General features: G+C 41.7%; 11 protein-coding genes. 8 read left to right on the top strand and 3 right to left on the bottom strand.

The window, feature by feature from the left end:
• Positions 1 to 195 precede the first annotated feature (195 nt).
• Positions 196 to 618 carry a hypothetical protein gene (locus VF500_RS27565; RefSeq protein ID WP_330862743.1) on the top strand — a complete coding sequence of 141 codons (423 nt, stop codon included), beginning with the start codon at positions 196 to 198 and terminating at the stop codon, positions 616 to 618.
• Positions 619 to 663: 45 nt separating this feature from the next.
• Here VF500_RS27565 and VF500_RS27560 read toward each other — a convergent pair whose 3' ends face one another.
• A complete protein-coding gene (locus tag VF500_RS27560; RefSeq protein WP_330862742.1) occupies positions 664 to 1,554 on the bottom strand; it encodes a DUF2268 domain-containing putative Zn-dependent protease in 891 nt (296 codons plus the stop codon).
• Positions 1,555 to 1,806: 252 nt separating this feature from the next.
• On the opposite strand from VF500_RS27560, the gene VF500_RS27555 reads away from it, so the two are divergent.
• The 4 genes from VF500_RS27555 (at position 1,807) to VF500_RS27540 (ending at position 8,200) form a co-directional block, all read left to right on the top strand.
• Positions 1,807 to 2,745, top strand: coding sequence for a hypothetical protein (locus VF500_RS27555; protein ID WP_330862741.1), 939 nt, complete (start codon positions 1,807 to 1,809; stop codon positions 2,743 to 2,745).
• A gap of 4 nt (positions 2,746 to 2,749) precedes the next feature.
• Positions 2,750 to 3,328: a hypothetical protein gene (locus tag VF500_RS27550; protein WP_330862740.1), complete on the top strand. Its 579-nt coding sequence runs from the start codon at positions 2,750 to 2,752 to the stop codon at positions 3,326 to 3,328.
• A gap of 149 nt (positions 3,329 to 3,477) precedes the next feature.
• Complete coding sequence (locus VF500_RS27545; protein ID WP_330862739.1) at positions 3,478 to 5,481, top strand: FAD-dependent oxidoreductase; 2,004 nt, start codon at positions 3,478 to 3,480, stop codon at positions 5,479 to 5,481.
• A gap of 226 nt (positions 5,482 to 5,707) precedes the next feature.
• Positions 5,708 to 8,200 carry a M1 family aminopeptidase gene (locus VF500_RS27540; protein ID WP_330862738.1) on the top strand — a complete coding sequence of 831 codons (2,493 nt, stop codon included), beginning with the start codon at positions 5,708 to 5,710 and terminating at the stop codon, positions 8,198 to 8,200.
• Positions 8,201 to 8,332: 132 nt separating this feature from the next.
• On the opposite strand, the gene VF500_RS27535 is transcribed toward VF500_RS27540, so the two are convergent.
• Together VF500_RS27535 and VF500_RS27530 are read right to left on the bottom strand one after the other, a co-directional pair.
• A complete protein-coding gene (locus tag VF500_RS27535; protein ID WP_330862737.1) occupies positions 8,333 to 9,049 on the bottom strand; it encodes a LytTR family DNA-binding domain-containing protein in 717 nt (238 codons plus the stop codon).
• The gene (locus tag VF500_RS27530; RefSeq protein WP_330862736.1) at positions 9,046 to 10,110 is read right to left on the bottom strand and encodes a sensor histidine kinase; all 1,065 of its coding nucleotides are present in this window, start codon (positions 10,108 to 10,110) and stop codon (positions 9,046 to 9,048) included. The genes VF500_RS27535 and VF500_RS27530 overlap by 4 nt, the downstream gene beginning before the upstream one ends.
• 765 nt (positions 10,111 to 10,875) lie before the next feature.
• Between VF500_RS27530 and VF500_RS27525 the strand changes: the two genes are divergently transcribed.
• The 3 genes from VF500_RS27525 to VF500_RS27515 all read left to right on the top strand — a co-directional run.
• Positions 10,876 to 14,136, top strand: coding sequence for a TonB-dependent receptor (locus VF500_RS27525; protein WP_330862735.1), 3,261 nt, complete (start codon positions 10,876 to 10,878; stop codon positions 14,134 to 14,136).
• An 11-nt stretch (positions 14,137 to 14,147) separates the two neighbouring features.
• The gene (locus VF500_RS27520; RefSeq protein ID WP_330862734.1) at positions 14,148 to 15,923 is read left to right on the top strand and encodes a RagB/SusD family nutrient uptake outer membrane protein; all 1,776 of its coding nucleotides are present in this window, start codon (positions 14,148 to 14,150) and stop codon (positions 15,921 to 15,923) included.
• A gap of 183 nt (positions 15,924 to 16,106) precedes the next feature.
• A partial coding sequence (locus VF500_RS27515; protein WP_330862733.1) for a hypothetical protein occupies positions 16,107 to 16,578 on the top strand: 472 nt, incomplete at its 3' end.

Raw genomic sequence — 16,578 nt, 5'->3', positions numbered from 1 at the left:
AAAAAAGTTATATTTGAGTATCTGAGCCTCACATCAATGAAAAAAAATCAGCTGCCTATTCCCACCTGCTTTTTGCCCCTGAATATCCTAATCAATCTATTCAAACAGTCAATTCGGATTTGGTCTGCAATATCAACCCTGACGAGATTGAAGACACTTATCAATTTTTAAATTAAACTACCTTAATATATCAATATGAAAACAATTAAATTCCTGGCCGTATTTGCATTTATGCTTACAACTTCGCTCAATGTTTTTTCACAAACAAAAACAGGGCAGGTTTATCTAATCAGGCTTACAGGTTACGCAGGTTCTGCCGTTAATTACCGGTTCTACATCGATGATCAGTTGACGTGCAAGCTAAAAAACAAATCGTTCTCAATCCATGATCTTCCCGTTGGCGACCACACAGTTAGTGTAGTGAGTGGCGGATTATCAAATGGGAAAAAATCAACACCATTAAAAATAACAGTAGTTGAGGGTAAAGCAAATTACGTTAGTGTGGTGAGCACTGAAGCAGGATACGTTAATAAAATTAATGTGCAGGAAATCACCCAAAATTCTGCAGAGCCAATACTGGCAAAAACCAAGCAAAAAACAGATTGCCAGACTAAGTAATTGAGTTGTACTACTTATTGGCAACGGTTATAATCATATTATAGCTCAATGTCCTTTATATCCTGATTGTTTTAAAAAGCCGGTGACAGCGCTGTCATCGGGGTAGTTGAGGTTGATCAGTTCACTGATGGCCTTTTTCTTATCAGCAGCTTTTTCGTAATAAGCTTTGCAGATCTGGTAGCCGACAAAATATCCCAGATCAGGGGCGGGCAAACTTGGATTATTGCCGGTGCTGACCCAATGGTCATTTTGATTGGTATACATCTCTTTTTGAAACGAAAGCCATACTTCCTGTTCATGCTTCAAGCCGTAGGACATGTACGCAGAGTTTATAGCTATTCCGGTAATAACGAATGATAAAAAATCGCAGGCGCCTTCTCGTATCGAAGACATGAGGACATTGATCTTTTGAAAGTCGGGGCGCTTTTGTTGCGTATGCACATATTCATGTATGCCCATGCGTACCAGTTCATCTTCTGTTATTCCCGGGGATGTTAAAACAACTTCTACACCAATCAGCGAAAGATTGCCGCGAACCGTACCGCCCTGTTGACGAATGCCGATCAGGAAATAGGTTTGCGCGGGTGTTAGTTCCGGATAAAGAACCTGGAAATGGGTGATCGCTTTTTCAAGCTTTTCCGCTGCCCTGTCAACCAACGGCGTTTTCATCTTTAAGGAATCCCAAAAGGACGGGTAAACCTTGATCAAATTAAGCCATTTTCGGTCAAGGCCTTCTTTATTCCGCATAAATGCCTTGAGCCCGTCACTGGCCTTATCAATATACAATCGATTAATAGCATTCAGTTGCTTTGCCGTATCTGCAGTGACCAACACGCTGTCGCGCATCGCCCAGAAATTTTGGAAGTCAGTTTTAAACACATGTTGTGCACTGCAAGCCAATGGGAAAAGCAGCAGGAAGAGGAGTAGGCGTTTCATATGCAGTCAATTTAAAATGATGTTGACTTGTAATCGGTATTCCTTAGCGGTAAATTTAAGCCAGAGAATGGATATATCCACTAATTTGAAGCCCTTATTCAAGGTTCTTAAAAAAGGGCTTAGAATTTGAGGTGCCAATAATCAGCAATTTAGAAACGTTGCAAGATAAAAGTTAGTATGATATTTGCTTTTGTGTGTTTATTTAAATAGCTTTATAACAATGGATTAACTTAAACTTATCATATTGAAATCATGGGAAACAATTCAATGCGGTATCAAACACTAGCGATTGTATTTTGTATTATAGTAAGCCTTATTTTACCTTACAATCGTGTTTCTGCTCAAATGAAAATTGATTCAAACTCCTCCAATATTTGGAATGTTTTAAATGTTGGTAAGATAGATTCATTAACCCGGTCTAAACAGATCACTTTAAAGTGGAAAAACGTTGTTGATCATAAATTTGATAGTGTCTATTTTACAGGTAAGGCACTCAAATTTAAGACAACATATCAGATACTGGACAAGCTAAAAGATACAATTAAGGACAATCGTCAGCAGGAATTAATTCAAAGTTATTTGAAAATGCAGGCTAAAGTAGATAGCCTGTCGAATAAGAACGACAAATTTGAGACCCGATTTGCAGAATGGAATAGCAAAATTGTTGAAGCAAATTCCAATACGAGAACTACCGCCGCAACGTATTGTTACTTAGCTAATGCTAATGCTGATTTTATGTCATTTAGACAAGGTCTGGTAGATAGTGACGGAAAAAAGGGTAAGAAACTTGAAGAACTTATCAATTATATTGATACAAGTAGTTATACATTACAATTGGCCGTTGATAATCGTTATTTACAGCAACAAGCATTCGATATTTTTATTACAGAAGATATCGGGACTGCCACAGCAGGTCAAATAGCTTCTAATTTTGGTGTAATTCCCGGTCGAGTAAAAAATTATTCTAACTATGAGAAGGAAAGTAAAGTCTTAAGAGAATATTTTAAACAGAATCTCGGACTTTACACTTACGAATATGCTCTTCCTGCATTTCAAAATGATACGCATAGTTGTAGGGTAAGTAATCTTCAAAAAAACTTTCAGTGGGCTGCCTTTATCTTTCAGGACAAATACCTTTATGCTTATTGGCCATTGAATGGTATCATCAAAGAGTTTAGAATACCTTATTGATAACATGGAAAAGCTCAAGCTAAAACAAGTTGCTTACACTGTTACTGGTATTTTTACTTTATTTGGCGGCTTTCTTAACTCGATTGGGCCCCCTGTTCGTTTTTCTCATTTTATTACAGGCCCAGCGCAAGTAATTGTTTTGATTGTAGGTTTTTTTATTTTAAATACAAGAAACGGCCTTTCTACTGTTGTGAAAAAATATGTACTTTCTGGGCTAATTATTTTACTTGTCTGCTCAATATTCGGTTATTATAACGTATATAGTAAATATGTTATGAAGTTGCCATCAAATGACAGTACCGTGGTCATTGGTAGCGTGCATACTCCTTCTGTTATTAGAACCTGCGGTCACAGTTTTCCCAAATACGATGGTTGCGAAACTTATTATCTTAACCTATCTGTTCGTCATACAAAAATAGGGGTGGAAAGTATTTGGACATCCGAATCGATTTTGAAAAATGAATTAATGCTGCTGGGAATTTATTGGTTCATATCGGTGATTTTTAGTGCTGCCGTATTCCTTTTTTCTGAACAGGAGCCGGAAAAAGATGCAGAACCGGTTCACCAAGAAACACCTAATTAGATATGTCGGCATGCCCGATGTGCTTTAACACTTTGTAAAAAAATTACCGAAAGACCAATGGCGAGGTGCTTGCGCTATAAGGAATTCATTCTTGGTTTTGGACTAATGATGCTGAAGAGGATGATCGAGATAGCCTTCAATAAACAATTATGAAAAATATCAAAGTGATCATTCTGGTGACCACAATAGCCCAATTTCTTGTCCCATCCGGGGTTAACGCGCAAAGTCGCAACATAATCAATGCTGATGTTTGTGTATATGGAGGGACTTCCGCAGGGGTAATTGCTGCTTATACCGCAAAAAAGATGGGCAAAACAGTGATCTTGATTGAACCGGGAAAACATTTAGGTGGTATGAGCTCAGGAGGTCTGGGGTATACCGATATTGGGAATAAATATGTGGTAACAGGTTTGGCGCGTGATTTTTATCGCCGTATAGGCTCACATTACGGCAAATTTGAACAATGGATATTTGAGCCAAAAGTAGCCGAGGGGATCTTTAATGATTATGTAAAACGGTCCGGCCTTAATGTTTTATTAGGGAACAGGTTGATAAATGTAAAGAAACAGGGAAATCAGTTAAAGGAAATTACCCTTGAGGATAGTTATAAGCCTTCGGCCGGTACCAATAAGGTCATTCAGGCTAAGGTGTTTATCGATTGTACTTATGAAGGAGATCTGATGGCACGTTCAGGTGTTTCCTATACAGTAGGGAGGGAAGCTAATAACAAATATGATGAAACCATTAATGGTGTTGAATTACTCGACAAGCACCAGTTCCCGGATGATATTGATCCATACAAAGTGCCGGGCGACCCGAAAAGCGGCTTGTTGTGGGGGATAAGTGAAGAAGCGCTACAGGATAATGGTGCGGGCGATAAAAAAGTGCAGGCGTACAATTTTCGTATTACGTTAACCAATGTGCCAGAAAACCGCATCCCGATCTCAAAACCTGAAAATTATGATCCCCTAAAGTATGAGCTGTTATTGCGTTTAAAAGAGAAACAGCCATGGAAAACAATTTCTGATGTTTTTATTATAAGTAAGATGCCAAACGGAAAAACGGACATTAACAATAACGGAGGTTTTTCTACAGATATGATCGGGATGAACTGGGAGTATCCCGAAGCAGATTATAACACGCGGGCCAAAATATGGAAGCAGCATGAAGATTATACAAAAGGCTTCTTTTATTTTATCGGCAATGATTCCCGTATCCCCGACTATATCAGGAACGAAATGAAACAATGGGGCTATCCTAAAGATGAATATACGGACAGCGGGAACTGGACAACCCAGCTCTATATTAGGGAAGCTCGTAGAATGATCGGTGAACTGGTTATGACCCAGCATCATTGCCAGGGAAAAGAACGGGTAGACGATGGTGTAGGAATGGCGGCATATGGCATGGACTCTCATAATTGCGAAAGGTTGGTAGTGAATGGCAGTGTAAAAAATGAGGGCGATGTTCAGGTACACGGATTTGCACCATATGCTGTTTCATACAGGGCTATAGTTCCAAAGCAAAAGGAAGCTGCTAATTTGTTTGTCCCGGTATGCTTGTCTGCAAGTCATATAGCTTACGGATCAATCCGGATGGAGCCGGTATTTATGGTATTAGGTCAGTCTTCTGCAGTGGCGGCGTGCCAGGCTATTGATAAAAAGATTGCAATTCAGCAGGTTAATGTGAAAGAGGTTCAACGCTTGCTCATGAGTGACCCGCTTGCGGATGGAAGCACGCCGGAGGTACTGGTTGATAATGAGGATGCCCACATAACAGGCGATTGGAAAACAGAAAAATCCGGTGGCTATGGCCCAACCTATCTTACTGATGATTCCAGGGCCGGGGTTCCAAAATCAGTGCGGTTTGCGCCGGGAAATTTAAAAAAAGGCGCTTACCATGTTTATACCTATTTTCCTAAGGTCGCAAATCCTTCAACAAAAACATATGTGACTATTTATGATGGGGCAAAGGTCACAGAAAAGGTAATTGATCAGGCTGATTTGCATGTAGAAGGGCAAACTTCAGGGGAGTGGCTTTCATTGGGGGTATATAACCTGTCACAAGAAAAGAAACCGTATGTGGAAATTTCCAATAAAAATGCCGACGGCGTGATTGTGGCGGATGCCGTGCTTTTTGTACCTGTCCGGTAATATCTTAGGAAGCGGTTTAATTTTGTTTGAAAAGTTTTCATGTGATGCGTCTCTACATTTTTAAATTTAAACAGCCTCTTAGAATATGATCCGCCTGTTTATAAGCTAACATCTCTTTTTTACAATAAATAAATGTTGGTGTGAAAAGAGCTGATTTTACAGGCAACTCTTTTACAGTTTATTCATGCAGATATGTATCTTAGCATTAGGTAAAACGTTTTATTAAATGAGAAAAACATACAAAACTTTATTTTTTGGTTTGATGCTGGCTGCGGGTTTTCTGCCACCGGCAAAAGCTCAACTCAATCATCATGCTCCCGGAGTTCCTTATTATCATGAAACCGCCGTTAAAATCAATGATTTGATAGATACGCGGCTGGATGTAAGGTTCGATTATCAAAGATCATATTTATACGGAAAAGAGTGGGTTACCCTGAAACCTCATTTTTACCCTACAGATTCGGTAAGGCTTGATGCCAAAGGCATGGATATTAAAACCATCGGGATCCTTGAAAACGGGAAGGTGATACCGCTGCGTTACCGTTATGAAGACAGCCTTTCGTTAGCTATTCAGCTTAACAGGACCTATACCGAAAAAGAGCGTTATACACTATTTATTGATTATACAGCCAAACCTAACGAGCTGCATGATAAACCCGGTTTTAAGCTTGATGGAAAAGGCTTGTATTTTGTAAACCCTTTGGGTAAGGAAGCCGGCAAACCAACCCAGATCTGGACGCAGGGCGAAGCCGAAAGCTCATCCTGCTGGTTCCCGACCATCGATAAGCCTGATCAAAAAACAACCGAACAGGTTAGCATGACTGTGCCTGCAAAATATACCACACTATCTAACGGTTTGCTCATCAGCCAAAAGAAAAACGCCGATGGTACCCGTACGGATACCTGGAAACAGTCGCTGCCGCATTGCCCTTACCTGTTCATGATGGCGATCGGTGATTTTAAGATATATAAAGATAAATGGCGCAATAAAGAGGTTTCCTATTACCTGGAGCCTGCTTATGCACCCTATGCTAAACAAATATTCGGGCAAACGCCTGAGATGATCGAATTTTATTCGAAAGCCTTAGGTGTTGATTTCCCCTGGGAAAAATACAGCCAGGTTGTTGTTCGTGATTATCCGCTGGGGGCTATGGAAAACAGCTCGGCTACTTTACACGGTGAATATGTACAAAAGTCACCCTGGGATCTGATCGATGATCCGAACGGCTCGGGAGGGACTACAATTGCCCATGAACTTTTTCACCAATGGTTTGGCGACCTGGTTACCTGCGAAAGCTGGAGCAACGAAACGCTTAACGAATCGTTCGCGGTTTTTGGTGAGAAATACTGGAACGAAAAGAAATACGGTAAAGACGACGGAGACGCCAAGCGATATGATGAATTGCAGGCTTATTTAAATAATGGTACTGCTTATAAACAGGCCTTAACCCCATTCGTGTATACTGACGAGGAAGGGATAAACGGTGCTAATATTTACGATAAAGGCGGATTAGTCTTAATTATGCTTCGTAATTACCTTGGGGATGAGGCCTTTTTTAAAGGCTTAGGGCTATACCTCAAGAACCGTAGCTTTAAAAATGGTGAAGTTCATGATCTTAGGTTGGCCATGGAAGAAATATCCGGTAAAGACCTGAATTGGTTTTTTAATCAGTGGTATTATGGCGCAGGTCACCCGGTGTTGGATATCACTTATCAATGGAATGAATCGGATCATCAGCAAAAGGTATTTATCAGCCAAAAGCAGGACGGTCAAATATTCCATGTTCCTATAGCGGTGGATTTGTATGCAGGAGGGAAGATCACAAGGAAACAGGTTTGGCTTACACAAAAGAATGATACTTTAACCTTTAATAGCCCTGTAAAGCCGGATCTGGTTAATGTTGATGCTGATAAGGTGCTGCTTACCAAAAAGACCGACCATAAGAGCTTAACCGAGTTTAACTATCAATATCATCATGCCCCGCTTTATCTTGACAGGCTGGAGGCTTTAAACGCTGCTACCAATCAGGAAACCTCAAAAGAGGGTTTGGACATCGTCCTTGCTGCTTTAAAGGATAAATACCATGGTGTGCAGCTAAAAGCGATCAAGGGGCTTAAAATGGATAGCGTAGAAGTAGCGAAAGCTGCATTGCCGATCCTGGCTGGTATTGCGCAAAATGATAAAAACTATCCTGTGCGGGCAGCCGCTATCGGCATTTTAGGGAACACAAAATCCAAAACATATGTTGCTATTTATAAAGCATCGCTTTCCAGTCCGTCATATACAGTAAAAGGGGCTGCTCTTATTGCATTAAACAGTGTGGCACCCGAAGATGCCTTCCAAAGCGCCAAAAGCATGGAAGCAGATGACAAAGGGAAACTGGGGCAAGCCATTGTTCAGGTTTATGCTTCCAACGGCTCGGATAAAGAATGGCTGTATGTGATCAATGCTTTCGGAAAAGCTTCTGTTCAGGTAAAATTTGACCTGGCGCGCGGCCCGTTCCCGGCAATGATAGGCAAACTGGAAAATCCGCAATACGTATTGCAGGGTATTCACACCATTAAGGACCTTGCTGTAAGTTTCAAAAAGTATGGTATCGCACCAAAACTCATTGCCGCGTTACAGCAAATTGAAGAGGCCCGGAAAAAGGTTAATGATACAGCGTCTGCAAGTGCCGCGGAGGATGCCATTAAAGAGATCAACCAGGCAAAAGCATAGTTTTAATTTGTCAGGTAAGAGTTATTCAGGAAGTCAGGATGGTGGTCATTTTGATTTTAAGGTTACTCTAACCTATCGATAAGTAATAAAAGTAAAGGCTGCATTATGCAGCCTTTACTTTTTATGGAGATATTACATTTCAAACGATTCAATGAAATTTAACAATGCCGGTCGGTATACTTCGCCGATGGGGAGTTCCTTTTCATTGATCACAACGGCCATTTTGGATACCGAATCGATTTTTTGTTTGTTGACAATGAATGATTTATGGATCCTCATGAAATCAGACGGCCATTTGCTTTCTATACTTTTAAAACTAAGCCGTGCAATTGCAGGTTTTTTATTACCCGAAAAGTATATTTTAACATAGTCCTTCAATCCTTCCACGTATAATACTTCGTCAAATACAATTTTCAATACACTATAGCCCGAATTTAAAAAGGTATGGTTATGAGCGGTAGCACTTATATTTAATGACTGTTTTAATGCCCGGAGTTCACAAAGCTCCTTAGCCTTATTGCAAGCCTGCATAAAACGATCAAGCGGCACAGGTTTGGTCAGGTAATCAACAACGTTTAACGCAAATCCATCCATCGCATACTCTTTGTAGGCAGAGACGATGATGACCAGCGGTTTCTTCACCAACGTTTTTATAAACTGAAGCCCGGTGATGCCAGGCATTTGTATGTCAATAAATATGAGGTCTATATCGTTTTCGTTTAAAACCGTATTGGCCGAAAATCCATCATCACAGACTGCCTTTAAATTTAAAAAGGGAATTTTACTGATATTATCGGCAAGCAAACTCAAGGCAAACGGCTCGTCATCAACTGCAATACAATTTATCATGCTTTTAATTTCAATAGTAAGTTAACTTCAAAAAGATTGTTTTTGTCTTTAATAATTAATTCGTGCCTGTTTTCATACAATAAATTTATCCGCCGGCTTACATTAGGGATTCCTATACCGGAGGCTTCTTCTTTCTGCTCATTACTTGATGAGTTATATTTATTGATAATGTTGAAATTCAGAAACTGGTCATCGGTAAATAACTCAATGGTAATAAAAGGATTTTCGACCGTGCCTGTGCCGTGTTTAAAAGCGTTTTCGATAAAAGGGATCAGCAGCATGGGTTCAATAAGCTGCTGATCGTTTGTTATATTAAATCTGCTTTCTATCTTAACTTTCTTTCCAAACCGCTGCTTCTGCAGGTCAATGTAATGGTTTAGATATTCTTCCTCTACTTTGATGTTAACCTTATCGTCGTCGGTATGATAAAGCATGTATTTCATTAAGCCCGATAGTTTCATTACCGTTGGTTCCAGCTCGGTGCTGTTTAACCTTACCATGGCCACGATATTGTTGAGCACATTAAATATAAAGTGAGGGCTTATCTGCGAACGCAAAAAAGATAGCTCGGTCTTTAACTTCTCCTTATCAGTTTCACGCAGTTTTTCCCTGTATCTCAGCAGGTCATTAATGGTAGTATAGGCAAGGCTTGCAGCCATGGTCAGGAAAAAGGCCGGTAATTTAAACCAGATGGCCCGTGCCAGGTTATACGGAATGTCAATTTCTAAGAGGATATAAATATAGTGGTGCAAAACCAGGTACAATGCGTAAATGGCTACAGAGATCAACGCGTAGTACAGGTACCTCCCTTTCATAAACAACTTAGGGATCAGGATTGTGCTGTTGAAATAGAATACGATGATCCAGTAAAAATAGCCCACGTAATCCAGCTTCATGAAATCGCTCATGTTTTCGGGACTGTAGGAGCGGGAGGGATCAACATGGTAGGAGTGCATGATGTAAGGCAGTAACATTAATACAAGCCAAACACATATATGCGCTAAAACCTTAAATTTTTTATTGTATAAACTCAAGCCTATGATATGATTATTGTCATCCATAGTTAAAATACGTTTATAAAAGCATTAATAAAGATATTCATATATCACGCAGTATTATTTTTACAATAGAGGGGGCGAAGTATTTTAAGTAAATACATTGCAGCATTAGTATAACTGGTAAATAAAAAGAGTTTTGCTCCAGGCCCGTTTAACGGGTTATCCTATGGCCGTCTTTTAAAAGCAAACCGATGTGCGGTGCATAAAACTGTTTATAAATGGTTTTTGAGCAGGTTTAAAAACTTGTACTAAGATATTCAATCTCCGCAATTCCCGCTAAAGATCAATAAAAAAATCTTTGTCGCATTATCCCGCCTTTTTGTCTTACGGATGCTGGGTTTTGTCGATTTATTAAAATCTATAAAACTATTATTTTATTATTTGTGAACAATTATAATAAACCATAACAGTAGCTGGGCTTCATAATTCGGCAGGCCCCTGTTGCATAAATAGACTTTATAAATGGAAGCATTTTTTATGCTTTCATAACCGGGAAGGATTTCATAATGCCGTGTTTCAATTTTGAAAGGATTGCCCTGTAAACCTGCGCCAGGAAGTATCTGAACTACATGTGCATTCAAGAGCTTAAATGATTTAATAACAGGTCATTTGAGATTTAGTTGATCAATGTCACTTGAGAAATGATATTGAACTGCGTTCCGGGGTGAGATACGGAACGCAGTATTTTACAACTATTCATCGCTCCATTCCCGCTTGTTTTTTGCGCTTACAATAAACCCAATTATATAATCAACAAATCTCAATCGTATGTTTAAAAGTCTACTCCTAAAAGGAAGATTTCTGGGTGTGCTGCTATGCTGCTTAGTTTCTTCGATGGTAGTTACAGCTCAAACAAAGTACAAAGGAAAGGTTATCAGCAGTGATGATAAACTGCCGGTGATCGGGGCCTCGGTACGTGTTAAAGGGGCTGCAACAGGCGCGATAACTGATGTTAACGGCGACTTTTCCATCTCCCTGAACTCCGGCGGCACCCTGGTCATCTCCTACATCGGTTTTACAACCAAAGAGGTGGTGGTAGGTGCCGATGCCAATTTAAAGATCACCCTGGCTCCCGGCAACAACACCTTGAACGAGGTGGTAGTGACTGGCTACGGCAGCCAGCGTAAAAAAGACCTGGTAGGCGCTGTGGCTGTGGTAGATATGACCGCGGCCACCAGGCAACCCACATCATCTGTAGAAAATCAGCTGCAGGGCCAGGCCGCGGGCGTTACTGTTATCGCATCCGGCCAGCCGGGCGAAAACCCTTCTGTTAAAATTCGTGGTGCAAACACTTTTGGCAACAACCAGCCTTTGTATGTTGTTGACGGTGTGCCAACAACCAATGTAAGCGACATCAACCCAAATGATGTTGCCAGCATGCAGGTACTGAAGGACGCCAGCTCTGCATCTATTTATGGTGCACGTGCGGCAAACGGTGTAATTGTGATCACCACTAAAAAAGGTACAGGTAAGGTAAGTGTATCTTATGATGCTTACTATGGTACCCAGGTGCCAAAGGGGGGCAATGTATTTGATCTGCTTAACCCTACCGAGATGATGAGCCTGCGCAACCTGGCCATCAAAAACACTGCTGCCCTGAAAGGGATAGCTGTTGATTTAACCAGCAACCTTTATGGGCCAAACGGCGATGTATTGCCTGATTATATCAGCGCCGGCGGATCGGATCCTTATGGCATACACGATGGCGACCCGGCGGTTGATCCGGCTAAATACAATGTAAATCCATTTTATACTTCCGGCGACCCTTCAGGCTTTTACAGGATCACAAGATCAAATAAATCTGGTACCGACTGGTATCACGAAATTTTCAAGTCGGCACCTATCCAAAGCCATAACGTTGCCTTAAGCGGCAGTTCAGATTTAGCTACCTACCTGTTCTCGATGAACTTTTTTGATCAGAAAGGTACGCTGATAGATACTTACGATAAGCGTTATACCGTAAGGGCAAACACAAGCTTCAATGTAACCAAGCATATCAGGGTAGGCGAGAACATGTCATACTCTTTAACAGAAAACCCGCTGATCAATGAAAATGATGAGGGTTCGGGCATCGGTATGTCCTTCCGTGAACAGCCGATAATCCCGGTATATGATATCATGGGCAACTACGCCGGCGATAATACTGCTAATTTGGGCAACGCAGTTAACCCGGTGGCTGTACAGCAGCGCACCGCCAATAATTACGGTGCCAATAATAGGCTGTTTGGTAATGTGTTTGCCGAAGTAGATTTCCTTAAATACTTTACTTTACGTACCCAGTTTGGCGGCGAATATTACTCCGATTATAACCACAGCTTTACCTATCCGCAGTATGAAAACTCTGAAAATACTACAACTAATTCCTATTCAGAAAATTCATTCAACGGCTACAATTATACCTGGACAAACACTTTAACTTATCATCAAACCTTCCATAAGCATGATGTTAAATTATTGGTAGGTACCGAGAACTACAAAAACAGATATGAAACTTTAGGCGCCACCAATACCGGCTATTTTACCTTCGATAAAAACTACACTACCATATCAACAGGTACCGGTACACCAACTGCTTACAGCACAATCGAAAGAGATAAATTACAATCGCTGATAGCCCGGTTGGATTATACCTATAACGATGAGTTCCTGTTAAATGCAACTATTCGTCGTGATGGTTCATCCAGGTTTTCAACCTACCAATATGGCTGGTTTCCGGCTGTAAGTGCAGGCTGGCGGATTTCGCATGAAAGCTTTATGAAAAATGTGAGCTGGGTAAACGATCTGAAGATCAGGGGCGGCTATGGCGAAATGGGTAACCAGATCAACGTTGATCCCGCTAACGCATTTACTACATTCGGTGCCAGTAAAACCAATTCATATTATGATATCAACGGTACATCAACCAGTACCGTAGCCGGCTTTACCCAAACCAGGATAGGTAACCCCGATGCCAAATGGGAGCTTGACAAAAACCTGAACATCGGTTTTGATGGCTCGTTCTTTAACCAGAAATGGGATATCACTGCCGATTACTACAAAAAGATGATCAGTGGTTTGTTGTTTAACCCAAATCTGCCCGGTACAGCAGGTTCTGCTACAGCGCCTTACAGTAATGTTGGCGCTATGAATAACACAGGTTTGGATATTGCCATAGGCACACATCAAACCCTTGGGCACGACCTGAAAATGAATGCGTCATTAACCTTTACTACTTATCATAACGTGATAAAGGCAGTTACCGTAGGACAACCGTATTTTGATGAAAATTCCGGTCGTTTTAACGGTAGCTCCATTATCCGTAACCAGGTGGGCGGCCCTGTGGGTGGTTTCTTCGGTTACAAAATTGATGGTTTCTGGAACTCACAGGCCGAAATTGACGCCGCAAATGCAAAAGCCGGGGGCACTTACCAAACCGATGCAGCCGTTGGTCGCTTTAAATACGCCGATGTTAACGGCGATGGTAAAATTGATGCAAACGACAGGACATTGCTCGGTAACCCCAATCCTAAATTTACAGGAGGCCTGAACCTTGATTTTACCTACAAAAACTTTGACCTGAATATGTTCTGGTATGGATCATATGGCAACAAGATCTGGAACGACGTAAAATGGTGGACTGATTTTTACGCCAACTTTGCCGGTGCAAAAAGCAAAACAGCTTTATATGACTCCTGGACACCAGAGCACACTGACGCCAAAGCTCCTATCCAGGAAATTGATGGCTCATTCAGTACCAACACCGTACCAAACTCTTATTATGTTGAGAACGGCTCATATCTGCGCCTGAAAAATATGCAGATAGGGTACAGGTTTGCTCCTAATATGATCAGATCAATAGGTTTGAGCAGCCTGCGTGTTTATGTATCCGGCGCAAACTTAATTACCATAACCAAGTATACCGGTGTTGACCCGGAAATTGTGGGTGGTGGCACAACCAGCAATACCACCAGCAGCACCAACTTTGGTGTGGACAGGGGTAATTACTCACCAAGCCGTACTTATTTATTAGGTGTACAAGTTAAATTTTAATCAAAGACATTATGAAAAATATTCAACGCTTAGCAGTTTGTGTGCTTATCACGGCTGGTATAGTTCAAAACTCATGTAAAAAATCATCCCTTGATCAGCCTGCGCTTGGCGCTCTTAGTACCGCCCAGATCACCAGCGCTGCCGGGGTAGACGGTCTTTTGATAGGCGCATATTCTGCACTGGATGGCCAGTCGGGTACAAATGTCGCATTTGGAGGCGGTTCGGCCTGGGAAACCTCGCCTGATAACTGGATCTATGGTAGTGTTGCAGGTGGTGATGCACACAAAGGCAGCTCCGGTATCGATCAGCCTGCTATTAATTCCATAGCTACCTTTACTGTTGATGCCAGTAACGGGTTTTTAAACAGTAAGTGGATAGCTGATTACGAAGGGATAACCAGGGCAAACAACGTACTTAAAACTGTTGGGGCAGTAACCGGCATTACTGATGCTGATAAGGCTAATATTATAGGCCAGGCGAGGTTTTTACGTGGCCATTACTATTTTGATTTGAAGAAAATGTTTGCTAATGTGCCTTATATCGATGAAACTACAACCAATTTCGTGCAGCCTAATACTACCGATATCTGGCCAAAGATCGTGGACGATTTTAAGTATGCCTATGCAAACCTGCCGGGAACTCAAACCCAGGTTGGCAGGGTTAATAAATGGGCAGCGGGCGCTTATCTTGCTAAAACTTACCTGTATCAAAAAGATTATGCTGATGCCGATAAAACATTTACGGAAGTTATTACCGGCGGTACAAACTCTGCAGGTGTAGCTTATGGCTTAACCGATAATTACTTTGATAACTTTAACGCGGCAACCAAAAATAACAAGGAAACTGTTTTTGCCATTCAACAGGCTGCTAATGATGGTACCAATACCATCAGCGAGGCCAATAACGGCGATATGCTCAACTATCCGTACAACAGCCCTTTCGGATGCTGCGGATTTTTTCAGCCTACAGAAGATCTTGCCAATTCATTTCGTACCGATGCCTCCGGTTTGCCTTATTTAGATGATTACAATAGCCATCCTGTCGCCAATGACCAGGGTATAGCATCAAGTGCAGCGTTCACGCTTGATGCCGGAAACCTTGATCCCCGTTTAGACTGGACAGTTGGCCGCCGTGGTATCCCTTACCTTGACTGGGGAAATCATCCCGGTCAAAACTGGATCCGCGAGCAGAGTTCGGCAGGGCCATACTCGCCTAAAAAGAACGTTTATTACCAGGCAAGTAAAGGTACTTTGGCCGACGCTCATTCCTGGGCGCCGGGAAATGCAAACCAGGTTAACATTATCCGTTTTGCCGATGTACTGCTGATGGCTGCCGAGGCCAAAGCTCAGTTAGGTACCGGCGATTTGGGCTTAGCTTATGTAAATATGGTACGCGCAAGGGCGGCCAAACCGGCTGGCTTTGTGTATACCTATAAAGACCCGGCTAACCCGATGGGAGGGTACACCACTACGCCGGCTGCAAATTATGTTATTAGTACTTATCCATCAGGTTATTTTACAGGTAAGGATGTAGCGTTAAAAGCCATTTATTTTGAACGCAAGCTGGAGCTGGCTATGGAAGGACACCGGTTCTTTGATATTGTGCGCTGGGGTACTGCACAGCAGTCGTTAGCCACATACTTTGGTTATGATGGAAAAACTATATCTGACGTTGCCGGTGCTCATTTTACCACAGGCAAAAACGAAGTTTATCCAATACCACAGGCACAGATAGACCTTGAATCAACAGGTAAATCATCTGCCCTGAAACAAAACACAGGTTATTAATATCAGGAGGATCATATATGTTGACAAGAGGCGGCGTAATGCCGCCTCTTTTTTGTTGTAGCTAATCCAAAACCGCACGGTTTGATGTCCGGTATTATTACAATGTTTTTTTAATGTATCAGATAGCCATCTATACATCAATTAGATATAAATTTGGAATGGCAATTGAAATAGCAGATATACTTGAATCCATATACCTTCCATATTAACCTGTACGACCTGGCCTTCCTGGGAACGATATTTATCGGGCTCACTTTTGCCCTGTTGTTATGGTTTAGTAAAGCCATCAACAGGACCGCCAACCGGATTTTTGCCATAGCCCTTGTAACCATTGTTTTGTGGGTAGCCTGGATCCTGTGTATTGACATCAGGCTGGAGGTTTATTTCCCCCGTTGGAGTTGGCTACCCCTGCAATTTTCGCTGACGTTGGGCCCCCTGATCTATTTTTATGTGCTGAAAGCAACCCGGCCAGAATATAAATTCCGTTCGAAAGACCTGCTGCATTTCATCCCCTTATTGCCGGAACAAGGTATTTTGATATGGGAGATCAGGGAGAGCATCAGGACGGGCGCGGCTACTTATAATACGCTAACCTTTCAGCAAATGAATCCAGTATTGCACCTGGCGGCGTTTATTTCGGTTATTACCTACCTGT

Origin of the sequence: Mucilaginibacter sp. (assembly GCF_036383575.1) — a bacterium.
In the GTDB taxonomy this organism is placed as follows: Bacteria; Bacteroidota; Bacteroidia; order Sphingobacteriales; family Sphingobacteriaceae; genus Mucilaginibacter.
The sequence above is the reverse complement of the archived record's forward strand: the minus strand, read 5'-3'. Positions and strand labels throughout refer to the sequence as shown.

Bases quoted from the DNA above. Each gene is read 5' to 3' on its own strand.
- VF500_RS27540 (WP_330862738.1), top strand. From the start codon at position 5,708: ATGAGAAAAACATACAAAACTTTATTTTTTGGTTTGATGCTGGCTGCG.
- VF500_RS27535 (WP_330862737.1), bottom strand. From the start codon at position 9,049: ATGATAAATTGTATTGCAGTTGATGACGAGCCGTTTGCCTTGAGTTTG.
- VF500_RS27545 (WP_330862739.1), top strand. From the start codon at position 3,478: ATGAAAAATATCAAAGTGATCATTCTGGTGACCACAATAGCCCAATTT.
- VF500_RS27555 (WP_330862741.1), top strand. From the start codon at position 1,807: ATGGGAAACAATTCAATGCGGTATCAAACACTAGCGATTGTATTTTGT.
- VF500_RS27550 (WP_330862740.1), top strand. From the start codon at position 2,750: ATGGAAAAGCTCAAGCTAAAACAAGTTGCTTACACTGTTACTGGTATT.
- VF500_RS27520 (WP_330862734.1), top strand. From the start codon at position 14,148: ATGAAAAATATTCAACGCTTAGCAGTTTGTGTGCTTATCACGGCTGGT.
- VF500_RS27525 (WP_330862735.1), top strand. From the start codon at position 10,876: ATGTTTAAAAGTCTACTCCTAAAAGGAAGATTTCTGGGTGTGCTGCTA.
- VF500_RS27530 (WP_330862736.1), bottom strand. From the start codon at position 10,110: ATGGATGACAATAATCATATCATAGGCTTGAGTTTATACAATAAAAAA.
- VF500_RS27565 (WP_330862743.1), top strand. From the start codon at position 196: ATGAAAACAATTAAATTCCTGGCCGTATTTGCATTTATGCTTACAACT.
- VF500_RS27560 (WP_330862742.1), bottom strand. From the start codon at position 1,554: ATGAAACGCCTACTCCTCTTCCTGCTGCTTTTCCCATTGGCTTGCAGT.